This is a genomic window from Gammaproteobacteria bacterium (genome assembly GCA_034522055.1).
In the GTDB taxonomy this organism is placed as follows: Bacteria; Pseudomonadota; Gammaproteobacteria; order JAABTG01; family JAABTG01; genus JAABTG01.
This window is the reverse complement of the sequence record JAXHLS010000002.1, coordinates 408,442-428,443: the sequence shown is the minus strand read 5'-3', so window position 1 is coordinate 428,443 and position 20,002 is coordinate 408,442. Positions and strand designations below refer to the sequence as shown.

Annotated in this window: 21 protein-coding genes and 1 pseudogene; 12 read left to right on the top strand and 10 right to left on the bottom strand. The window is 66.5% G+C overall.

Annotated features, from left to right (window positions below):
- Positions 1 to 10: 10 nt before the first annotated feature.
- Entirely contained in the window at positions 11 to 1,729 is a 1,719-nt protein-coding gene (locus U5S82_02075) for a FecR family protein (GenBank protein ID MDZ7750454.1), read from the top strand.
- A 104-nt stretch (positions 1,730 to 1,833) separates the two neighbouring features.
- A pseudogene (locus U5S82_02070) lies at positions 1,834 to 2,469 on the top strand (YqgE/AlgH family protein).
- 47 nt (positions 2,470 to 2,516) lie between these two features.
- On the opposite strand, the gene U5S82_02065 reads toward U5S82_02070, so the two are convergent.
- A complete protein-coding gene (locus U5S82_02065) occupies positions 2,517 to 2,708 on the bottom strand; it encodes a CPXCG motif-containing cysteine-rich protein (GenBank protein ID MDZ7750453.1) in 192 nt (63 codons plus the stop codon).
- Positions 2,709 to 2,752: 44 nt separating this feature from the next.
- On the opposite strand from U5S82_02065, the gene U5S82_02060 reads away from it, so the two are divergent.
- Positions 2,753 to 3,337 (top strand): tetratricopeptide repeat protein, encoded by a 585-nt coding sequence (locus tag U5S82_02060; GenBank protein ID MDZ7750452.1) that lies wholly within the window; start codon positions 2,753 to 2,755, stop codon positions 3,335 to 3,337.
- Here U5S82_02060 and U5S82_02055 read toward each other — a convergent pair.
- The gene (locus U5S82_02055; protein MDZ7750451.1) at positions 3,328 to 3,627 is read right to left on the bottom strand and encodes a segregation and condensation protein A; all 300 of its coding nucleotides are present in this window, start codon (positions 3,625 to 3,627) and stop codon (positions 3,328 to 3,330) included. The two genes, U5S82_02060 and U5S82_02055, sit on opposite strands and share 10 nt — an antisense overlap.
- A 268-nt stretch (positions 3,628 to 3,895) precedes the next feature.
- On the opposite strand from U5S82_02055, the gene U5S82_02050 reads away from it, so the two are divergent.
- The 3 genes from U5S82_02050 (at position 3,896) to fusA (ending at position 7,515) form a co-directional block, all read left to right on the top strand.
- Entirely contained in the window at positions 3,896 to 4,348 is a 453-nt protein-coding gene (locus tag U5S82_02050; GenBank protein MDZ7750450.1) for a cytochrome c, read from the top strand.
- Positions 4,349 to 4,397: 49 nt separating this feature from the next.
- A complete protein-coding gene (locus tag U5S82_02045) occupies positions 4,398 to 5,297 on the top strand; it encodes a cytochrome c (protein MDZ7750449.1) in 900 nt (299 codons plus the stop codon).
- A gap of 166 nt (positions 5,298 to 5,463) precedes the next feature.
- Positions 5,464 to 7,515: an elongation factor G gene (fusA, locus tag U5S82_02040; GenBank protein MDZ7750448.1), complete on the top strand. Its 2,052-nt coding sequence runs from the start codon at positions 5,464 to 5,466 to the stop codon at positions 7,513 to 7,515.
- 13 nt (positions 7,516 to 7,528) lie between these two features.
- Here the strand turns inward: fusA and U5S82_02035 are convergent, their stop codons facing one another.
- Positions 7,529 to 9,091: a polyphosphate kinase gene (locus U5S82_02035; GenBank protein ID MDZ7750447.1), complete on the bottom strand. Its 1,563-nt coding sequence runs from the start codon at positions 9,089 to 9,091 to the stop codon at positions 7,529 to 7,531.
- A 361-nt stretch (positions 9,092 to 9,452) separates the two neighbouring features.
- Here U5S82_02035 and U5S82_02030 point away from each other — a divergent pair, with 361 nt between their 5' ends.
- Positions 9,453 to 10,073: a GAF domain-containing protein gene (locus tag U5S82_02030; protein ID MDZ7750446.1), complete on the top strand. Its 621-nt coding sequence runs from the start codon at positions 9,453 to 9,455 to the stop codon at positions 10,071 to 10,073.
- Positions 10,074 to 10,087: 14 nt separating this feature from the next.
- Here U5S82_02030 and U5S82_02025 read toward each other — a convergent pair whose 3' ends face one another.
- From U5S82_02025 to U5S82_01995, 7 genes are all read right to left on the bottom strand, one after another.
- Entirely contained in the window at positions 10,088 to 10,441 is a 354-nt protein-coding gene (locus U5S82_02025; GenBank protein MDZ7750445.1) for a PilZ domain-containing protein, read from the bottom strand.
- 86 nt (positions 10,442 to 10,527) lie between these two features.
- The gene (locus tag U5S82_02020; protein MDZ7750444.1) at positions 10,528 to 10,785 is read right to left on the bottom strand and encodes a DUF3565 domain-containing protein; all 258 of its coding nucleotides are present in this window, start codon (positions 10,783 to 10,785) and stop codon (positions 10,528 to 10,530) included.
- A 16-nt stretch (positions 10,786 to 10,801) separates the two neighbouring features.
- Positions 10,802 to 11,170 carry a YajD family HNH nuclease gene (locus U5S82_02015; protein ID MDZ7750443.1) on the bottom strand — a complete coding sequence of 123 codons (369 nt, stop codon included), beginning with the start codon at positions 11,168 to 11,170 and terminating at the stop codon, positions 10,802 to 10,804.
- A 139-nt stretch (positions 11,171 to 11,309) separates the two neighbouring features.
- Positions 11,310 to 11,615 carry a hypothetical protein gene (locus U5S82_02010; GenBank protein MDZ7750442.1) on the bottom strand — a complete coding sequence of 102 codons (306 nt, stop codon included), beginning with the start codon at positions 11,613 to 11,615 and terminating at the stop codon, positions 11,310 to 11,312.
- Positions 11,616 to 11,720: 105 nt separating this feature from the next.
- Positions 11,721 to 12,296: a DUF2889 domain-containing protein gene (locus U5S82_02005; GenBank protein ID MDZ7750441.1), complete on the bottom strand. Its 576-nt coding sequence runs from the start codon at positions 12,294 to 12,296 to the stop codon at positions 11,721 to 11,723.
- A gap of 125 nt (positions 12,297 to 12,421) precedes the next feature.
- A complete protein-coding gene (locus U5S82_02000) occupies positions 12,422 to 13,087 on the bottom strand; it encodes a hypothetical protein (GenBank protein ID MDZ7750440.1) in 666 nt (221 codons plus the stop codon).
- Positions 13,088 to 13,263: 176 nt separating this feature from the next.
- Positions 13,264 to 13,881 carry a MarC family protein gene (locus U5S82_01995; GenBank protein ID MDZ7750439.1) on the bottom strand — a complete coding sequence of 206 codons (618 nt, stop codon included), beginning with the start codon at positions 13,879 to 13,881 and terminating at the stop codon, positions 13,264 to 13,266.
- A gap of 269 nt (positions 13,882 to 14,150) precedes the next feature.
- Between U5S82_01995 and U5S82_01990 the strand changes: the two genes are divergently transcribed.
- The 5 genes from U5S82_01990 to U5S82_01970 all read left to right on the top strand — a co-directional run bounded on the left by U5S82_01990 (position 14,151) and on the right by U5S82_01970 (position 19,857).
- Positions 14,151 to 15,233, top strand: a complete 1,083-nt coding sequence (locus U5S82_01990) for an aspartate carbamoyltransferase (GenBank protein ID MDZ7750438.1) — start codon at positions 14,151 to 14,153, stop codon at positions 15,231 to 15,233.
- Positions 15,234 to 15,353: 120 nt separating this feature from the next.
- Complete coding sequence (locus U5S82_01985) at positions 15,354 to 15,929, top strand: hypothetical protein (GenBank protein ID MDZ7750437.1); 576 nt, start codon at positions 15,354 to 15,356, stop codon at positions 15,927 to 15,929.
- 20 nt (positions 15,930 to 15,949) lie between these two features.
- Positions 15,950 to 17,917, top strand: coding sequence for a vWA domain-containing protein (locus tag U5S82_01980; GenBank protein ID MDZ7750436.1), 1,968 nt, complete (start codon positions 15,950 to 15,952; stop codon positions 17,915 to 17,917).
- The gene (locus U5S82_01975; protein MDZ7750435.1) at positions 17,918 to 18,640 is read left to right on the top strand and encodes an ABC transporter ATP-binding protein; all 723 of its coding nucleotides are present in this window, start codon (positions 17,918 to 17,920) and stop codon (positions 18,638 to 18,640) included.
- Positions 18,640 to 19,857, top strand: coding sequence for an ABC transporter permease (locus U5S82_01970; protein ID MDZ7750434.1), 1,218 nt, complete (start codon positions 18,640 to 18,642; stop codon positions 19,855 to 19,857). Before U5S82_01975 ends, U5S82_01970 begins: the two co-directional genes overlap by 1 nt.
- Positions 19,858 to 20,002 lie beyond the last annotated feature (145 nt).

Genomic DNA, 20,002 nt, shown 5'->3' with positions numbered 1-20,002 from the left:
GGACAAAGTCATGACTATGTATAGCAAACCGGGAAAGGTCGTGGGCGTACTGCTGCTGTGGGCCGTCGTGGCGTTCGGGGCCCAGGCGGCCACGGAGGCGGGCAGCGTCTCTTTCGCCTTCGGCGATGCCACCATCGAAGGCACGGATGGCGCCGAGCGCACGGCGCGCCGGGGGGTGACCCTGTACTCCGGCGACACCATCTCCACCGGTCCCCGGGGGCGGGTGCAGATGCGCTTCACCGACGGCGGCTTCGTATCCCTGACCCCCGACACCAGCTTCCGCATCGATGAGTATCGCTTCGAAGGGGAGGCCGATGGCTCGGAGAAGGGTTTCTTCAGCCTCATCAAGGGTGGCATGCGGGCGCTGACCGGCCTGGTGGGTAAGAAGAACCGCGAGAGCTACCAGCTCTCGACGGTGGTGGCCACCATCGGCATCCGCGGCACCCTCTACCGGGCCACCTTCGACCCGGTGATCATGAAGTTCCTCGCCAGCGTGGGAGTGGACCCCACCGATCCGGACTCGGGTCTCCAGATCACCGCCGCGGGCAAGTCCATCGTCATCGGTCCCGGGGGCTCGGTGGTGGTGGAGGGTGAGGGCTCGCCGCCGCGGCCCACCACCGAGCAGGCCCAGGTGGCTGCGGCCCAGCCGGAGGGCACGGAAGAAAGCGGCGAAGGGGATGAGAGCGATGTAGATCAGTCTTCTCTGCTGAGTGGTGCTGATCCAGAGGGCCTGTTGACCGAGCTCATGGAGCCCGAGCCCACGGAGCCCGAGCCTTCGGAGGTCGTGAATGCCTTGGAGTTCAATGCCTACGTGCTGGCAGCGGTAGTACTGGATCCGGATAGTGGGTCCTTGGCGGTCGAGATAGTCCCCGAAGATGCAGACGATACCCTTGCTAGCAGTATCGTGGACGTGCTGTTCACCACACCGATGGATGGCGCTGAGGCACTCGTCGCGAGATTTCAGGTCGACGAATTCACGGGGGGGGAGATCGATGACTCCTTGATCACCATCAGCCGTGTCGTGGCGGAGGACTTCGTGGTGGGTCTGGTGGAGGGCGACTTCGGATTGACGGCGGCGGAGTTGGCGGAAATCGAGCAGTTTATCGACGACACCTTCGCCAATGTCGCCACCAACGCCGATGTGGCCCACGACGATGCCACCGGACTAACCTGGGGGCGCTGGACCGGCGGCAACGTGCTAGTGGTGGACTTCGAGAGCTTCGACGACAGTGCTGATATCGACTTGGTGGAACTCACGGGCAACCAGAGCGATCATTGGATTTATGGTCCCCGTCCCGATGTCCTGCCCACCCAGGGGGTGGCCGAGTACAGCTTCATCGGGGGTACGCCATCCACTACCGCCAGCGGCGACAGCATCGGCCAGGGCATCACTGCCGGCACCATCACGGCCGACTTCGGCTCCCTGTTCGTGCAGACGGACCTCACCGTCAATCATGGAGGCGCCATCGACGTCATGACCTCGGGGCCCATGTTCTCCAACCGCGCGGGCTTCGCCACCTCCGGTGATGGGTTCAGCGATTCGGCGGGACCGTGCAATCCGAGCTGTGGGGCCTACGTCAACGGCGTATTCACCGATGCCTCCGGCGGCGCGGCGCCGGATGGCGTGGGGGCTTCGTTCAAGCTCCAGCCGGCCGATGCACCGGACGACTACATTACCGGCGTGGGTGGGTTCAAGCAGGATTCTTTCGATCCCGAGCCGCCGCTGTAGGGTTTGGCGCCAGCCCCCTGGTCGGCGCTGGTTCGGGACTCGTTGTGGGACCCGGCTGCGGCCGGGTTTTTCTTTGGCCGGAAGGCCTCTGCTATAGTCTGGCCATGGGTCGGGCAGGCATATTCATCGGGTTTCCTTGGCCCCTGCGCCGGGGCTTCGCGGCGCTGCTGGCGCTTTGTCTATGGGGTCCCACGGCCGTCCATGCCGGGGATGGGCCGCGGGCATGGAACGCCGCTGCGCCGCCGGAGCCGGTGGAGCGGCCCGCCAGGGGGGTGTTGCTGGTGGCGGCGGAGTCCCTGCGGGACCCCAACTTCGCGCGCTCGGTGGTGTTGCTGGTGGATTATGCCGACGACGGCCCGGCCCTCGGGCTGGTGGTCAACCGGCCGGCACGCCTGCCCCTGGCGGCCCTGGTGCCCGAGCTGGACGCCGGTGCCGGTGACGCCCCCGATGTCTACCTGGGTGGGCCCGTGGGACTGGGGCGGGTGACTCTGCTGATCCGGGCCCGGGAGGCGCCGCTGGAAGCGGTGCCGGTGCTCGCCGGGGTCTACGCCAGCGTCAGCATGGCCACCCTCGAACAACTGCTGGCCGGCCGCCCGGCCGAGGCCCACGCCCGCGCCTTCGTCGGCCATGCGGGTTGGGCCCCCGGCCAGCTGCAACGGGAGATCGGGCGCGGCGACTGGCATCTGGTGCGGGCGGCCGAGGAGCATGTGTTTGCCGCCGATGGCCGCCGGTTATGGGAACGTCTGATCGCCACCCACCGGGGGCGCTGGGTCGATATTCGCCCCCCTCAACCGTCGCCGCGCTCCGCCTCCACCTGGAACTGCCCGCCGTCATCCATCCACACTCGCAACTCGATGGAGGCGCAGCATACCGGGCAGTCCTCGTAATAGACCTGGTTGCCGCCCGAAGCGTCGATGGTGGTCTCGAAAGCCGACCAGCAATGGGGGCAGGTGAGGGCATACGCGAGGAGTTCATTCATGGCGGGATCCCAGGGCGGTTGATTCACGGTTCGCGCCTGTAGTCATGCAGCGGGTCGTATACGAGTGTAGGACACCGTGGCGGCGGTGGCTCCCTGCCCTGGCGTGTGCCTTGCTCATGGCCGTGGTGAGCGCCCGGGCCGAGGTGGACTATCGGCTGCAGGCGCACTTCCATGAGCGCCTGGTGCGGGCCGAAGCCGGCGACGCAGGGGCCCAGTATCACGTCGGGGATATGCTGCTCAAGGGCCGGGGAGTGGTGGTGGATCGTCCGGCCGCGCGGGTGTGGTTCGGCAGGGCGGCACGGGGCGGCATGGTCAAGGCCAAGTTCAAACTGGCCTATATGCACCTCAAGGGTCTCGGGGGGGAGCACGACGCGGGGCGGGCCCTGCCGCTGATGCGCGAGGCCGCGGAGGCGGGCTACGCGCCGGCGCGATTCTACCTCGGGGAGATGTATGCCCTCGGCCTCGGTGTGCGGCGCGACAGCGCCGAGGCGGTCAGATGGATTAAGGCCTCGACCCAGGAGGGCTATCGGCCGCCGCGCCGCGAACTCGAACTGATCCGCCAGGCCATGGAAAAGGCCATGGATGAAGCGGCGTTGCCCGTGATTGTCCCGCCTGCGCCTCAGGATTGATCGGGGTCCTGCCGGGCGCTCTTTTTCGTGGTGGGCATTTGTACCACCATGGAATCCTGGGGCTCGTCGGTATAGTGGGGACGCATCTCACGATGCGCCCCGCGTTCCTTGGTGAGTTCCATACGGCGCGCGGTGATGAGGTCGAGGCAGTCGCGGATGTTCGTGCGCGTCCCCTCCGACAGGGGGTGACGCAGGCGGGGATCGGTGGTGGTGTCCTTGATGACGTCCACCAGCACCGCGTAGACCATGTCCAGGACCTTCTCTTCCTTCGATGCGTCGTTTGCAGCCATGTCGCTGTAGCCTCGTTGAGAATGACGGTGGCGATTCCAGGACAGAATCGTTTGGAATCAATTAAGCAAGGCTCGCCTACCGGACGCCCAAAGTAAACCGACAGTTTTTGCCGGAAGGTCGAGGACTGCGGTGACACCACGCGTTGAAAGCCGTCGGACTTTCCAGAACAATTGTCCCGTAACGGAGTCAATGCTCTGAAGCTCCCCGCTGCGGCGGCGGGCCACAACCCCATAAGAATCGCTGGAGGATCCCACCATGATGACACGCATGAAACCCATGGCAATCGCTGCCGTCGCCTTACTCCTGATGGCCGGGCCGGTGGCGGAGATCGCCGCCGACGATTCCGAGGACATCATCAAGTATCGCCAGAAGGCCATGGCGTCCCAGGGGGGGCACGTGAGTGCCATGTCGCAGATCGTGCGCGGCAAGGTGTCCTACACGGAGCACATGAAGGCCCATGCCGTGGGCGTGGCCGGGGTGGCGGGGCATATCAAGTCCATGTTTCCCGAGGGCTCCGACTTCGGTGTGACCGATGCGAAGATGGAGATATGGGAGCGCTGGGCCGACTTCGAGAAGGCCGCGGATGAGGCCAAGGAGGCGGCGGATGCCCTGGTGGTGGCCGTGGACTCCGGTGACAAGGCGGCCATCGGTGATGCCTTCAAGACCCTGGGCGAGTCCTGCAAGGGCTGCCATGAGGATTTCAAGGAGGACGACGACTGAGTAGTCCCGGGTCCCTTTCGTCTCCGGCGACCCCGAAGCCCGCTATCCCATGAAGGTTGTAGTCGCGCTGGCGCTGAGCCTCCTCATGCTACTCGGGTGGGGTGGCGCGGTGGCCAGTACACCGGTGTCGGCGGATCTGCTGGAGCGCGGCGAGTACGTGGTGTACGCGGCGGGTTGCATCTCCTGCCACGCCGGGGAGGAGGGCGAGTCCGAGCATCTCGAGGGTGGCCGCGCCTTCGAGACGGCCTTCGGCACCTTCCATGCCCCCAACATCACCCCCCACCCCGAGTACGGCATCGGCGCCTGGACCGCGGAGGACTTCCGCCGTGCCCTGCGGGAGGGCGTGGCCCCCGACGGCCGGCGTTATTTTCCGGTCTTTCCCTATACCGCCTATTCCCGCATGCGCGAAGACGACATCCGGGCCATGTGGGCCTATCTGTCCGCCCGCCCCACGGTGGCCAAACCATCGCGGACCCATGATAGCGACTGGTATCTGCAGTTGCCCCTGGCCATGCGCCTGTGGCGCTTGCTGCATTTCTCTCCCGGGCCATGGCAGGATGATCGGGGCCGCTCGGCCCAATGGAATCGGGGCGCCTATCTGGCCGAGGCTCTCGGTCATTGCGGCGAGTGCCATACCCCCCGGGGCCTGATGGGGAATCTGCGCGCCGATCGCAAGTATGCCGGTACTCCGGAGGGTCCCGATGGCGACCCCGTGCCGAACATCACGCCCCACCCCGAGGACGGTATCGGGCAGTGGGATCAGGACGACCTGGCGTATTTTCTGGAAAGTGGTATGACGCCGGAGGGTGATTTCACCGGTGGCATGATGTCGGAGGTCATCGACAACGGGCTGCGTCATCTTAGCGCGTCCGATCGCGAGGCCATCGCCACCTACCTGCTGTCCCTGCCGCCCCTGCCGAAGAATGAGAGGGCCATGGCGGGCGAATGACGGGCCGGCACTGATCCCGGTCAGCGCTTCGTGGCGGCGACAACGGTTAGACTTGGCGCAGGCGCGCGGGAGTGCCTCGCAGGGCGCAGGGCTCGCTTCGCTGACCCCGCCCCGACACCACGCCGGCCCATTTTCGCAAGACCATCCAATACGACGAGGAACCCTGATGCCACAGTACCGGACCGAGGATATCCGCAACATCGCCCTGGTGGGTTATGGCGGCGCGGGCAAGACCACCCTGGTGGAGGCCCTGCTGCACCAGGCGGGCACTATCCCCGCGCCCGGCAACGTCGAGAAGGGCACGACGGTGTGCGATTACGATCCCCTCGAGCAGCGGTTGGGTCATTCCCTCGAGCCCGCCGTGGTCAGCCTGGACACGGACGGTCGCCATATCAACATTCTGGATACCCCCGGATCCCCGGATCTCATCGGCCGGGCCGTCAGCGTACTGCCGGCGGTGGAAACCGTTTTGGTGGTGGTGGACGCCGATGCCGGCATCGAGATCACTACCCAGCGCATGATGGAGATGGCCGCCAAACGCAATCTGTGCCGCATGGTGGTGATCAACAAGATAGACCATGCCGACAACGACATCCCCGGCCTGCTGGCCCGGTTGCAGGAGACCTTCGGGGCCGAATGTCTGCCCATCAACCTGCCCGCCGATGGCGGCGCCCGGGTGCTGGACTGCTTCTTTCAGCCGGGCGGCGAGGCCACGGACTTCTCTTCGGTGGCGGCGGCCCATACCGCCATCATCGACCAGGTGGTGGAGGTGGATGAGGCCCTCATGGAGGTCTATCTGGAGCAGGGTCAGGAGCTGCGCCCGGAACAGCTCCACGATCCCTTCGAGCAGGCCCTGCGGGACGGCCACCTGATCCCCGTGTGCTTCACCGCCGCCGCCACCGGCGCCGGCGTGGCGGAGCTGCTGAACATCATGGTGCGCCTGATGCCCAATCCCACCGAGGGTAATGCGCCGCCCTTTCTCAAGGGCGAGGGCAAGCAGGCCCGGCCCGTCACCGTGGTGCCGGATCCCCAACGCCACGTGGTGGCCCATGTGTTCAGGGTCAGCCATGACAACTTCATGGGCAAGACGGGTTTGTTCCGTGTCCACCAGGGGACGGTGACTCCCAACAGCCAGCTGTTCGTGGGGGATGCGCGCAAGCCCTTCAAGGTGGGCCACCTGCTCAAGGTGCAGGGACGGGACAGCCGGGAGGTGAGCATCGGTGTGCCGGGTGACATCTGTGCGGTGGCCAAGGTGGACGACCTGCACTTCGATGCCGTGCTCCACGACTCCCACGACGAGGACCACTTCCACCTCAAATCCATCGACTGCCCTGCGCCCATGTACGGCCTGGCCATCGAGGTGAACCAGCACGGCGAGGAGAAGAGACTCTCGGACGCCCTGCACAAGCTGGCGGACGAGGACCCCTGTCTCAGGGTGGAGCACAACGCCCAGGCCAACGAGACGGTGATCCGGGGCCAGGGCGAGCTGCATCTCAAGGTGGTGCTGGAGAAGATGGCCGAGCGCTTCAACATCCATGCCGATACCCACCCCCCCAGCATCCCCTACCGCGAGACCATCGGCGCACTGGCGGACGGCCACGCGCGCCATAAAAAACAGACCGGCGGGGCCGGTCAGTTCGGCGAGGTGTACCTGCGGGTAGAGCCCCTGGAACAGGGTCAGGGCCTGCTGTTCGAGGACGCGGTGGTGGGTGGCGCCATCCCTTCAGTGTTCATCCCCGCGGTGGAGAAGGGAGTGCGCCAGGTGGCGGAGGAGGGCGCCGTGGCGGGCTTTCCCATGCAGGATCTGCGGGTCACGGTCTACGACGGCAAGCACCATCCCGTCGATTCCAAGGAAGTGGCCTTCGTGGCGGCGGGCCGCAAGGCCTTCCTGGACGCCGTGGCCAAGGCCAGACCGGTGGTGATGGAGCCCATCGTGAACATCCGCATCGACGCCCCGGCGGCGAGTACCGGCGACATCACCGGGGATCTCGCCGGCATGCGGGGTCGTATCAACGGCACCACCGCCCTGGCCAACGGCCGGGTGCGGGTGATGGGGCAGGTGCCCCTGTCGGAACTCGAGGCTTATCAGTCCCGCCTCAAGTCGGTGACGGGGGGTGAGGGTACCTTCCTGATGGATTTCAGCCATTACGAGGCGGTGCCGCCCAAGGTGCAGCAAGAGCTGGTGGCTGCCCACCGGCCCCGGGTCCAGGAGGAATAGGCGGGGTCCGCCGCTATTCGGCCAGGGCCTTCTCCAGGCTGGCGCACAGGGTCGTGAGCACGCGGATGCGCGCGAAACGCTTGTCGTTGCTCTCCACCAGGGTCCAGGGCGCCGGCGCCGTACTGGTGCGCTCCACCATGTCATTGACGGCCAGTTCGTAGTCCGCCCACCGCTCGCGGTTGCGCCAGTCCTCGTCTGTCAGCTTCCAGCGCTTGTAGGCCACCTCCTCGCGGGCCTTGAAACGGGCGTACTGTTCCTCCGGGGTGATGTGGAGCCAGAACTTCACCAGCACGATGCCGCTCTCCACCAACTGGGCCTCGAAGTCGTTGATCTCCGCATAGGCCCGCATCCAGTCCTCCTCGTGGGTGAAGCCCTCCACCCGTTCCACCAGCACCCGGCCGTACCAGCTGCGGTCGAAGAAGGTGACGCGGCCGGCGCGGCCGAGGTGGCGCCAGAAGCGCCACAGGTAATGGTGAGCCCGCTCCTCGTCGCTGGGAGCGGCGAAGGGGATCACCTCGTAGCGGCGGGCGTCCAGGGCCGCCGTGCAGCGCCGGATGGCTCCCCCCTTGCCCGCGGCGTCCCAGCCCTCGAACACCCCCAGGGTGGAGATCCCCCGCTCCCAGGCCTGCTGCTGGAGTTGGTTGAGGCGCCCCTGGTAGCGGTCCAGTTCGGTCTTGTAGGCCTTCTTGCCCAGGGCCTGACTCATGTCCAGGGTGGCCAGGATGGTGGGGATGTCCGCGGTGGGCACGGACCCCGAGGGGGCACCGTTGGGGGCGTCCGGCGGACCGTCCTGGGGCGGGTCGCGGTCGTCTTGCGCCGCGGGGGCCGCGGCCAGGGCCTTGCGCCGGGTCTCACGCTCTGCCTCCACCCGCCGCAGGTGCCGGGAGATGGACTCCAGCAGGATGTTGGCCACGGTGAGGCTGCGGTAATTGGAGTCGTAGCCCTCGACGATATGCCAGGGGGCGTGGCCGGTGCTGGTACGCATGATGGCCCGCTCCGCCGCCATCACGAAGTTGTCGTAGAGGCGCCAGTGGTGCCAGTCGGACTCGGTGACCCGCCACGCCTGCCGGGGGTCCTTCTCCAGGCACTTGAGACGCTTCTTCTGGGCCTCCTTGCCGAGGTGCATCCAGAACTTGACCACCAGGGCATTATCATCGGCGAGGGCCTTCTCGAAGGCGATGACGCGGTCCAGGCGTTCATCGAGCTCGGCCGTGGTGATGCGTTCGTTGACGCGGTCCAGCACGGGCTGGGAATACCACGCGCTGAGGAAGATGCCGATACGCCCCTTGGCGGGCAGGTCGCGCCAATAGCGCCAGTAGGGCGGGCGCTCCCGCTCCTCCTGGGAGGGTTCCGTGTAGGCGTGGGTGACCATCCAGCGCGGGTCCATCCAGCCCGATAGCAGGTTGATGGTCTCCCCCTTGCCGGCGCCGTCCACGCCGGCGAACACCAGGACCACCGGCGCCTTCACGCGGCGCAGCTCCTGCTGGACCTCGAGCAACCTCTCTCGCAGCCTCGGAACCTGCTCCTTGTATTCCTTGCGGGCGACCTGGCGGCCCAGTTCGGCGGTTTCGAACATTATGGTGCATCCCTCGTTGTGGCGTGTGGTTAGGCGTGCGCGGTGCCGGTGGCTAGAACGGCGAAGAGGGTCGTGTCACGCCCCATAGCCCATAGCTCATAGCTCATAGCTCATAGCTCATAGCTCATAGCTCATAGCTCATAGCTCATAGGCCAGGGCCCATGGCATCATGATCGGCCGGCATCTTTCAACGGTGGTTTTTCTTGGCCCGCTGATCTTCAGTTTAGTCCTTATCGGTTTGCGGGCGCCGCGGTCAATTTATCGCTAAACTGAGCATTTGCCGCGCCGTGTCGGACCGGCGTGTCATGGGGGGCGTATTCGCGTCCCGCCGCGGTGGCCCATCACATCATGGGAGAAGCACGTGCCTGAAAGCGAGACCCAGCGGTTCCACGAAGAGTTGACGCGTCTGGAAGAGGAGAACCGGCTCCTCGGCAACGAGTTGATGTCGCTGCGCCATTTCGTGCGCTCCCTGCAGGACCTCGCCGACGCGAGCCGGCGCCGCACAGGGCCCGAGGACACCATGGCCCTGTTGCGCCAGATCCTCAAGAGTTCCCTGGATGCCATCAGCGCCGAGGATGGGTCCCTGATGATCCTGGACGAGGACACCGGTGACCTGGTGTTTGTGCTGGCTATGGGGCGCATACCGCAGGAGCAGATCTTCGGTTTCCGCGTGCCCAAGGGTCGGGGCATCTCTGGCTGGGTGGTGGAGAACCAGGAGCCCACCATCGTGGACGACGTGCACAAGGACGACCGTTTCTTCTCGAGTGTGGATGACCACTTCGGCTTCGAGACCCACACCGTGCTGTGTTCGCCTATCGTGGGGGGCGGGCGGGTCCTCGGCGTGGTGGAGATCCTCAACAAGGTGAAGGGTCATACCTTCACCGTCGACGACCTCACCCTGGTGACTCTGCTGTGCCGCTTCGCCGGCGAGCTGCTCCATTCCATGGAGGAACGCATCGCCACCGAGGGCGGCGGCAGCTGACGGGCGACATGGCATCAGACGGCACGGTATTTGCAGGCCGCCGCGCAGAACTGCTCATAGCGGTCCTCTCCATCACCCTCGAAGCCCGTGTGCTGGATGCCGATGAGGAGTTCATCCTCCACCTCCGCCACATAACGCACTTCCGACGTCATGGCCACGCGCCCGCCTGCGGGTAATTCCAGTTCCAGCCTCAGGCTGCCGCTGTCCAGGTCGCGCTGGATGATGGTGGCTAAAGTTACGGCACAGGCGATCTGCATGCCGGAGCGCGAGACGTTGGCGGTGTACATCTCCACGTCGCGCACCCGCACCCGCAAGTGGGCGGCAAAGCGGGGATGGATCCGGCGTTCGGCGCCAGGGGGTTGGGACATGGGCAGGCTCCTCTTCAGACTGATGCTTTCCCACGCCGGGCCTGGAAAAGGGATGATTGTACCCCTCTTCGCCCCGCCCCGGGGCGTCAACGGGGCGTTGCGTCCGGGTCCGGTGGCATAGGGGGGCGTTCCGGCTCCGCCGGCCGGTCCCGCGGCTCGCCGCGTTGGCACTTGAGGCACTCGAGGGTGGTGCCCAGATGGGCCGTGCGGCCGCCAGGGTTCGTTACCCACGGGCGCTGGATGAAGGGGGGCTGATGGCGTACGTGCTGGTCGTGGCCACAGGCCAGGCGCGCCACCCAGTGGCCTTCGTCGTCCCGGTGGTAGCCCACTATGGCCCGTTTCACCGGCGACGCGTCGGGGCTATTTCTTGAATAGATCGCCGAGGGCGGCGAAGGGACGCTGGGTCATGGCGGAGCCCTCGTCACCCTTGCCCGCTACCACGCCCGTGGCCTCGAGCTGCCGGGCGTGCTCGTTGTCGTGGCAGTACAGGCACAGCAGTTCCCAGTTGCTGCCGTCGGCGGGATTGTTGTCGTGGTTGTGGTCGCGGTGGTGGACCGTCAGTTCGCGCAGGTTCTCGCGGGTGAACTCGCGCCCGCAGCGCCCGCATATCCAGGGATACATCCTGAGGGCCTGCTCGCGGTAGCCGCGGTCGCGTTCCTCGCTGTCGCGTCGGGCATCCCTGACTATGCGGTCGAGGCGGTTGTCGTCGGGCTGTTTGGGCGCACTCATGGCGCGGGCGCGCCAGGGTCGTGCGCGGCGGCGCGGGCCGGCATGGAGAGACGGGTGATGCGGGTCATGGCTACCTCCTCGAGCGGTTCCGATGGTGCTGTTCGACAGGGCCGGCGCCGGTTTGCCGATGGCGGCCCCGTCAGTGGCTGGTGGCGGGCCCTCTGGACTCGTGAAAACGGATGGGAATACCAAGGAATTTCACCAGCTTGCGCTTGCTCAGCAAAGCGTAATCGTCGGTATCGATATAGGCATTGATGAGCCATGAGGCGCCCTCCCGGGCGATCTCCGCGGCATTCACCTCGTAGATGCACTCCTTCTGGAACAGGCGCGCCACCGCAGCGACGATGGACCGCCCGGCCTCGGGGTCCGATTGCCACTGGGCCAGAATGGCGTTCCTCTCGGCATCGCTGGCATGCAGCCATTGCTCGAAACTGATGGACTCCATGGTCCGCTTACCTCCGTCCTGGTGTGGGTGTGGCGGCCCGGGTGCCGGCCAGGGGCCGCATGCTCAAGGCCTATTCTAGGAGATCCCGCGGGCCATGGTGAGACCTCAGCCCTCTACCGCTTCTCCGGCGAAGTGTTGCGGCCAGTGCAGGGCCACCACGGGGCTGTGGCTGGCCAGGGCGTGGCATCCTCCCAGGTGCGCCGGGCGGCCTCCGTCGTCTGGCGGTGCCTTGCGACCTTCGGCCACCGCCCGGTCGCCGGAGCCATGGATGGTCTGGAAGGCCACGGTGGCCATCACGCCAATGAGCTCGGTGAGGTGGGTGCAGCCCCGGGTGCCCCCCACACGTTCTTTCAGACGCAGGGTGAAGCCGGGCTTGATGGTGAGACCCACCAGGCTATGGTAGTGGTCCGTGATATCCGTACACATGTCAAAGGGGCTGTGGTCGATGGCCGCCTCCACCCCCTGGATGACCATGGCATCATCGAGGGTGAGTCGCAGCGCCATGCCATGCAACAACTGGCCAGGCTCGACACGGCCCCGTTCGTCGTTGTCGAAGGCGTAGGTCTTGGTGTCGCCCAAGCGGGCCTCGATATCCCACAGGCCATCCTCGCGCAGATAGCCCTCGCAGTGGACGCGACGGGTGTGATAGTGGCGGCGGGCACGGGGTGTAGACAGGGGCATGGATAGGTCCGATGGGGAGCAAACCGCAGGAAAATAGGCAATTCCGTGGCATTTTGCAACGCGCGGCGCCCCCGCCTTCCATGACGCTCCGTGCTCGATGGCCGGATCGATGCCGGGACGCCCCGCTATTCGGGGCGCCGTGGCGGCGACTGCGAGTCCGGGGATGGCCCCCTGCCGGGCGCGGCGTCGCTTCGTCCCAGCAGCCTGTGCAGCAGGCCGGGTTTGGCCGCGGGCGATTCGGGGTGCGGCGCCAAGCGACCCTGACGGGCCCGCAGGCTGTAACCGATGAGCGTGCCCCCGGCCCCAGACAGGGCGAGGGCGCCGAAGGTGATGAATTGGGCGAATATGAGCACGGAGCCGAGGGCGGCCAGGGCCGCCAGCGCCACCCACAGCTTGATGCCGGCGTAGGTCCGCACGCGGCCGGTCTCCCTCGTCACCCGCCGGTGGCTCTCTTCCAGCAGGCGCTGCTGCTGCTGGTGGCTCTGCTCCGCCAGTTTCTGACGTTCCCGGTGGCTGGCCTCCACCACCTTCCGTTTCTCTCGTTCGGTCTTCAGCAGCAGGGCCTCCCGTTCGGCGATGAACTCCTCGCGGGTGCGGGCGCGGGCGGCGTTCTTCATACGCTTGAACCTGGTGTGGAACCAGATGGTCGCCAGCACCGCGATGATGAAGGCGCTCGAGGCGAAGAAGAACCAGGCGCTCTCGAACCGCGGGTCCACGGCGCCCACCATGAGGGCGGCCGTGGCACCCTGCACCAGCACGATGACGATGAAGAATTTAAGCAGGGATGTCATGGTGGGGCTACGGTAGCGGATCCGTGGGGTTGGTGCATTGGGGGGGGGGATTGAGGATAGTGAATGGTGAGGTGAATAGGGAAAAGGGAAAGGGGAAAGGGGAAAGGGGAAAGGGGAATAGTGAATAGTGAATGGTGGAAAGGGGACTGGGAAATCGTTTGGGTGTGGGGTGTGGCTCATGGGGGGAGTTCTATCATCCAGCGTTCGAAGCCCTTCAGGATCATGTCGATGGCGAAGCTGCCCGTGAACAGGGCGGTGACGCGGCCGGCGATCTCCGTGTAGCGCTCCACGTAGCGCTCGTTGCGGTAGCGCACGAAATCATGCAGCCACTTGAGGACCAGCAGGGCCGTCACCGCGGCCACCATGGCCAGGGTGATGGTGGTCACGGTGACGCCGAAGTCATGGTTGCTGCTGATGATGACCACGGCGCTGATGGTGCCGGGCCCGACGATGAAGGGCATGGCGATGGCCCCCGACATGTCGTGGTGCCCGGCGGAGGGGACCTCCACGGGCGGGCCGATGCCGAGGATCAGGCGCACCCCGACGATGAGAAAAATGACCCCACCGAAGATCATGAAGGCCAGGAAACGGATCTGCAGCACGTCGGCGAAGATGCGATCACCGGCCCAGGCGAATACCAGGAAGATGGCGAAGCTGAGTACGGCGGCCTTGACGATTTGCGTCGAGAACTCGCGCAGGCTCAGTTCCTTCACCAGCTCGAGCAGGTAGATGCTCAGGATGAAGGGGTTGAGCAACACGAACAGCAACAGAAAGGATCTCAGTTCAACTTCCATGATGGGGTGCGGGTTGCGGCCGAGTGGGAAAAGTATGGTTCCTGAACGGGACTAAAGCCATCTCCCGGGGAGGGGGCAGGATAGAAGGCGCGCGTCCGACTGCGCTATGATTCAACGCCTGTTTGGGAAACACCGGTGGCCGAGCCGAGGGGTGATTCGGCCACCTCCGGGTCGGGACCGGCGATTCGAGTGCCGGCATCATGGGTGCCTGCCGCCGCCTATACCCTCACCGTCGCGGTTCACCCCGGCGTTGCGATAGAGGAGCTAACATGAGTCAAGAGGAATTGCCAGGGCCGGTCACCCGGTCCGCGCGTGTCGAACACGAGGTGCGGGACCCGGCGCGCGTCCAGGCCTTGGTGGACGCCATTCCGGAGGATGCGCAGCAGATGCAGCGCCTGCGTAACCGCCACGTGCTGTCCATCGCCCATTTTGACGCCCCCCTGCTGCTGCAGATACTGCGCCTCGCGGGGGTCATCGAGAAGTGCAAGGCCCGCGACGAACACCCCCTCGAAGGCAAGATCCTGAGCAACCTGTTCTGGGACAACTCCCGCAGCCACACCCGTCTGTCCTTCAACTCCGCGTGGCTGCGCATGGGTGGCAGCCTGCTCAACTTCGAGAAGGCCGTCGACCAGATCACCCTCCACCGCCATGCCCCCGACGAGCTGGTGCAGTTATGCAACGCCTACGGCGATGCCGCGGTGCTGCGCACCATCGAGGGCCAGGAACTCACCGAGATGGTGGGCATGTTCGAGATCCCGGTCATCAACGCCGGCAACGGCGAAGACGAACATCCCACCAACGCCATGGCGGACCTCTACACCCTCTTCAAGTGGCGTCCCGACCTGCTGGACCCCAAGACCGCCGGCAACCCGCTGCAGATCGGCATATTCGGCCACCATGCCCGCACCCGCACCATTCGCAGTTTCCTCCTCGCCCTGGCCCGTTTCCCCCATGCCGTGGAACGGGTGGTGTTCTTCGAACGCCGGGACAACATGTTCGTGTGTCATGAGCGCGAGCAGTTGGAGGACGCGGGGATCACCATCCAGCTGGTGGAGGAACTCCATCCCATGGACTCCAAGATGAAGGCCTATCAGAATATCGTGCCCGAGCTGGACGTGGTCTACATCCACAGCGGGACGCCCCATCAGTACACCCGCATGGAACTCATCGAGGGCATGAGCTATCTGCGCAAGGACGCCATGGTGCTCAATCCCCGCATCCAGACCCAGGTGTTCAGCGACCTGTTGAACAACTCCACCCACAACGCCTATTTCACCCAGATCCGCGGGGCCGTGTCCCTGAGGATGGCGCTGTTCTGTGGCATCCTGGGTTGCCGGGTGGGGATCTGCTGACTCTGCACCGTCGCTCCTTGCACTGCCGGGCATTGCGGTTATCATCAACGGCCCGCGGCCCGGTGGCGAGAACAGACCCAACCGCCGCCCACGGCCCCGTCCACACGCCAATGGATCCGAATGAATAACCAATCCGAGACCCAGGAGTCACGTCGCGGTGCGCGTATCCTGGTGGCCGTCATCGTGGTGATCCTGGCGGCGGCGCTGGTCTACGTGCAGACGCGGGACGATGCCACGGAGATGGTCGAGGTGCCGCCGGTCCCCGAGGCGGAGCCAACCCCGCCGGCCGAAGACCCCGGGGCCCGGGAGCGGGGTGACCAGGCGCGCGCCATCATCGCCCGGTTGCGGGCCGGCGAATCGGAAGAGGACCTGGACGCCATCTTCGCCAAGGCGCGGGAACTCCAGGCCCAGGGCCACCTGGCCGATGCCTACCTGCTGTATTTCTATGGCGCCCGCAAGGGTGATCCCGCCGCGGCGCTGATGCTGGGGCGCATGTACGATCCCACGGGGCCGGATGATCCCCAGTCCCTGGTGGACGAGCCCATCGCGGCCCAGGCCCTCAAGTGGTACCGCGTCGCCGCCGATGCCGGCTCCGCCATCGCCGAGGACTATCTGGCGAACCTGCGGGGGTGGGCCGAGGACGCGGCGGCCCGCGGCGACCCCGAGGCCCGTCAGTTGCTGCTGATATGGCAATGAGACTGCAAAGGACCCCGATCATGGTGTATCCATATTTTCGCATCGTCGTTGCGCTGCTGGTGCTGCTGGCGGGCGCCCCGTCCGAGGTGATGGCGGCTGAGCCCCTGCTGGTGCCGGGCAAGCAGAGCCTGTACCAGCGGGTGGTGGCCCGTCCCGGCAGCGTGCTCTACGACGAGCCGTCCACGACCGGCGCGGCCCGCGCCGTAGTGCCCTTCACCGCCCTCTATGTCTACGAGCGGCAGGAACTGGGGGGCGCACCCTGGGTGCGGGTGGGGACCGACAGCCACGGCCAGAACCTCGGCTGGCTGGCGGAGGACCAGGTCATCGAGTGGCAGCAGTCCCTGACCGTGGCCTTCCGCGAGCCCCTGGGCCGGGATCGGGTGATGCTGTTCAGCGACCGCGAGTCCCTCAAGGCGCTGGTGGACAGCCGCGACCTGGAGACCTACCGGGCCCTCTATGACGAGGCGGTGGCGGGCGAGATCGGGCCGGATTCCCCGGTGGCGGCCATCCAGCCCAGTGCCAACCTCGACATCCAGGAGAATTTCTATCTGGTGCCCATACTCGACCACGAGGACGTGTTCCTGGGAGACCGCCAGGCGCGCATGCTCAAGGTGGCCTCGGTGCCCCTGGAAGAGTCGAAAACCCTGGAAGAGAAGGAGGCCGCCGCCCCGGCCCGCGACTACCGCTCCGGGGTGGTGTTCGTCATCGACTCGACGGTGTCCATGGGACCCTACATCGACCGCACCCGCGAAGTGGTGCGCGGCGTCTACGATGCCATCGAGGTCGCCGAGCTGGAGAATCAGGTGAGCTTCGGCCTCATCGCCTATCGCGACAACGTGGCGGTGCGTCCCGAACTCGGCTATCTCACCCGCGAGTTCGCCGATCTGCGGAGCGGACTGGCGGCGGATACCTTCTTCGAGCGGGTGGCGGAGATGGAGCCGGCCGAGGTCTCCAGCAAAGATTTCAAGGAGGATGCCTACGCGGGTATCAAGCGTGCCATCGAGGACATGGACTGGCGGGACTTCGACGCACGCTTCATCATCCTGGTCACCGACGCCGGGCCGCGCAGCGGTGGCGACCCCCTCTCGGCCACCGGCCTCGATACCCGGGCCCTGCGCCAGCTGGCCCAGGACAAGGGCGTGGCCATCTGGGTCATGCACCTGCTGACGCCTCAGGGTGCCCGGGACCACGCCGCGGCGGAGCGCGAGTACCGCGTGCTCTCCACCTATCCCGGCATCGGCGATTTCTACTACGGCGTGGGCATGGGGGACGTGGACGAGTTCGGCGACGTGCTGGAGGCCCTCGCCATCCAGCTCACCGAGCAGGTACGCAAGACCTTAGCGGGGGCCTCGCCGGTGCCCGCCACCACTCCGGTGGCCAGGCAGGCCAGTGAACTCGCGCGCCTGCAGCAGAAGGTGGAGACCCTGGGCTATGCCCTGCGCATGCGTTATCTGCAGAAACGCCAGGGCGTACAGGCCCCCACGGTGTTCGACGCCTGGCTGGTGGACCGCGACTTCGAGAACCCCGACGTGCAGACCGTGGACGTGCGGGTGCTGCTGACCCGCGACCAGTTGAGCGACATGCAGGATGTGTTGCGCCGCGTCCTCCAGGCCGCCGAGGAAGGCCTGCTGTCCCCCGGTGGTTTCATCAACGACCTCAAGAGCGTGGCGGCGAGCCTGTCCCGCGATCCCTCCGCCGCCCCGGGCAGCACCCGGGTGGCGGGGGCCGGTGGCCAGAACCTGGCGGATCTGGGCTACATGCGCGAATACATCGAGGACCTGCCCTATACCGGCGAGGTGATGAACGTCTCCCTGGACGACTGGGCCGAGTGGCCCGCCCGGGAGCAGATCGAGTTCATCCACCGCATCGAGGCCAAGATCAACTACTACACCGCGCTGCACGACAACACCGATCTGTGGGTGTCCCTGGACGGCGGTGCCGTCACCGGCGACTCGGTGTTTCCGGTGGCCCTGGAGCTTCTGCCCTGAATGCCGCCGGTCTATCGCCTGCGGGAGGTGGTCAAGACCCGCACGACCCAGTCGTCCACCTTCCGCCTGGTGGTGCCGGAACTCAGCATCCAGCCCGGTGAGCGGGTGGCCATGGTGGGCCAGAGCGGTTGTGGCAAGAGTACCCTGCTGGACCTGCTGGCCATGGTGCTGCAGCCCAACGAGGCCGAGGAGTTTCTCTTCACTCCCCGGGACAGCGCCGAGCAGGACGTGCAGTGGTTGTGGAAGAAGAACAAACGCAACCGCCTCAGTGACCTGCGCAAGCGCCATATCGGCTACGTACTGCAGACCGGCGGCCTGTTGCCCTACCTGACGGTGCGGGACAACATCGCCCTGTCGCGGCGCCTCCAGGGGCTGTCGGAAGGCGAGAGTACCCGCCGCCTGGCCGAGGGCATGGGCATCGAGGGCCACCTGGACAAGCTGCCCGGCCTGCTGTCGGCGGGCGAGCGCCAGCGGGTGGCCATCGCCCGCGCCCTGGCCCACGAGCCCAGCGTGGTGATCGCCGACGAGCCCACGGCGTCGCTCGACCCCATCACCGGGCGGCGCATCATGCGCCTGTTCATGGGGTTGGTGGAGAACCTCGGCATGACGGTGCTGGTGGCCAGCCACGACTGGGCCCAGGTGGACCGCCTGGACCTGCGCAAGCTGACCCACCACACCCGCCAGAAGGCGGACAACGTCACCGAATCGGTGTTCAGCGACTGATGGCACGCACCCAGCTCGGCAATATCCTTTATCTGGCCCTGCGGGACTACGTCCACGAGTGGCGCATGTCCACCTGCTTCATCCTCGCCCTGGCGGCGGTGCTGGGGCCCATGATGGTGCTGTTCGGCCTCAAGTTCGGCATCGTCACCCACATGGTCGAGGACCTGGTGCAGAACCCCCACAACCGCGAGATCCGCAACGTCGGCAGCGGCCGCTTCACCCCTGCCTGGTTCGACACCATGGCTGCCCGCCCCGATGTCGGTTTCCTGGTGCCCGAGACGCGCTCCCTGGCCTCCACCATCAAGGTCCACAGCGAGCAGGCCGGGCGCATCATCGACGTGGAGCTGATCCCCTCGGGGCCCGGCGATCCCCTGCTGCCCTCGGGCACCGCGGCCCCCACGGGTTTCCACCAGGCGGTGCTCTCGGCCGCCGCGGCGCGCCAGTTGGAGGTGGGGCCGGGGGATACCGTCAGGGCCAGCGTGAGCCGCCGTTTCCGCGGCCAGCGGGAGCGCGAGACCCTGGAAGTGGAAGTGACGGCCGTCGCCCCGGCCACGGCCTTCGGCCGGGATGGCGCCTTCGTAGCCGTGCCCTTCGTCACCGCCATGGAGGATTTCCGCGACGGTCGCCGGGTGGCGGCGCTGGGCTGGGATGGCGATCCGGCGGTGGGCGAGGAGCGGCGCTATCCGAGCTACCGCCTCTACGCCGCCGCCATCGGCGACGTGGCCGGGCTGCGCGACGCCCTCGAGGCCGCCGGCATGGAGGTGCGTACCAACGCCGCCGAGATCGAGAGCGTTCAGGCCATCGACCGTAACCTCTCCCTGCTGTTCTGGGTGGTGGCGGTGGTGGGGCTGGTGGGCTTCTCTCTGTCCCTGGGGGCGAGCCTGTGGGCCAACGTGGACCGCAAGCGCCGGGAACTCAGCATCCTGCGTCTGGTGGGTTTCCGCACCGGCTCCATCATCGGCTTCCCCTTGCTCCAGTCGCTGTTCACCGGCGTGCTGGGCTGGGCCCTCGGCTCCCTCATCTACGTGGTGGTGCAGGAGACCATCAACCGCATGCTGGCGGCCCAGATGGCCACCCGCGACACCATCTGCCTGCTGCTACCGGAGCATTACGCCTGGGCCCTGGGTATCACCCTGGTGGCCGCCGTCATGGCGGCCCTGCTGGGCGGCTTCCGGGCGGCCGGCATCGAACCCTCCGACGGCATCCGCGAGATCTGAGCCCCGGGTGTGGGTCGGGATTTATCCCGAGAGCCGGCCCCGCGCCATACACCCAGGCCGGGCTGGAACTCGCCAGTCCAGGATCGGTTGCTCCCGACAACCGACAACCGACAACCGACATCCGCGACCGCAAACCGCCGGGGTT

What these genes read in the sequence shown, in the direction of transcription:
- U5S82_02045 (MDZ7750449.1), top strand. Translation starts at nt 4,398, where the DNA reads ATGAAGGTTGTAGTCGCGCTGGCGCTGAGCCTCCTCATGCTACTCGGG.
- U5S82_01970 (MDZ7750434.1), top strand. Translation starts at nt 18,640, where the DNA reads ATGGCACGCACCCAGCTCGGCAATATCCTTTATCTGGCCCTGCGGGAC.
- U5S82_02050 (MDZ7750450.1), top strand. Translation starts at nt 3,896, where the DNA reads ATGAAACCCATGGCAATCGCTGCCGTCGCCTTACTCCTGATGGCCGGG.
- U5S82_02035 (MDZ7750447.1), bottom strand. Translation starts at nt 9,091, where the DNA reads ATGTTCGAAACCGCCGAACTGGGCCGCCAGGTCGCCCGCAAGGAATAC.
- U5S82_02010 (MDZ7750442.1), bottom strand. Translation starts at nt 11,615, where the DNA reads ATGGAGTCCATCAGTTTCGAGCAATGGCTGCATGCCAGCGATGCCGAG.
- U5S82_01990 (MDZ7750438.1), top strand. Translation starts at nt 14,151, where the DNA reads ATGAGTCAAGAGGAATTGCCAGGGCCGGTCACCCGGTCCGCGCGTGTC.
- U5S82_02015 (MDZ7750443.1), bottom strand. Translation starts at nt 11,170, where the DNA reads ATGAGTGCGCCCAAACAGCCCGACGACAACCGCCTCGACCGCATAGTC.
- U5S82_01980 (MDZ7750436.1), top strand. Translation starts at nt 15,950, where the DNA reads ATGGTGTATCCATATTTTCGCATCGTCGTTGCGCTGCTGGTGCTGCTG.
- U5S82_01985 (MDZ7750437.1), top strand. Translation starts at nt 15,354, where the DNA reads ATGAATAACCAATCCGAGACCCAGGAGTCACGTCGCGGTGCGCGTATC.
- U5S82_02075 (MDZ7750454.1), top strand. Translation starts at nt 11, where the DNA reads ATGACTATGTATAGCAAACCGGGAAAGGTCGTGGGCGTACTGCTGCTG.
- U5S82_01975 (MDZ7750435.1), top strand. Translation starts at nt 17,918, where the DNA reads ATGCCGCCGGTCTATCGCCTGCGGGAGGTGGTCAAGACCCGCACGACC.
- U5S82_02065 (MDZ7750453.1), bottom strand. Translation starts at nt 2,708, where the DNA reads ATGAATGAACTCCTCGCGTATGCCCTCACCTGCCCCCATTGCTGGTCG.
- U5S82_02060 (MDZ7750452.1), top strand. Translation starts at nt 2,753, where the DNA reads ATGCAGCGGGTCGTATACGAGTGTAGGACACCGTGGCGGCGGTGGCTC.
- U5S82_01995 (MDZ7750439.1), bottom strand. Translation starts at nt 13,881, where the DNA reads ATGGAAGTTGAACTGAGATCCTTTCTGTTGCTGTTCGTGTTGCTCAAC.
- U5S82_02005 (MDZ7750441.1), bottom strand. Translation starts at nt 12,296, where the DNA reads ATGCCCCTGTCTACACCCCGTGCCCGCCGCCACTATCACACCCGTCGC.
- U5S82_02025 (MDZ7750445.1), bottom strand. Translation starts at nt 10,441, where the DNA reads ATGTCCCAACCCCCTGGCGCCGAACGCCGGATCCATCCCCGCTTTGCC.
- U5S82_02055 (MDZ7750451.1), bottom strand. Translation starts at nt 3,627, where the DNA reads ATGGCTGCAAACGACGCATCGAAGGAAGAGAAGGTCCTGGACATGGTC.
- U5S82_02000 (MDZ7750440.1), bottom strand. Translation starts at nt 13,087, where the DNA reads ATGACATCCCTGCTTAAATTCTTCATCGTCATCGTGCTGGTGCAGGGT.
- fusA (MDZ7750448.1), top strand. Translation starts at nt 5,464, where the DNA reads ATGCCACAGTACCGGACCGAGGATATCCGCAACATCGCCCTGGTGGGT.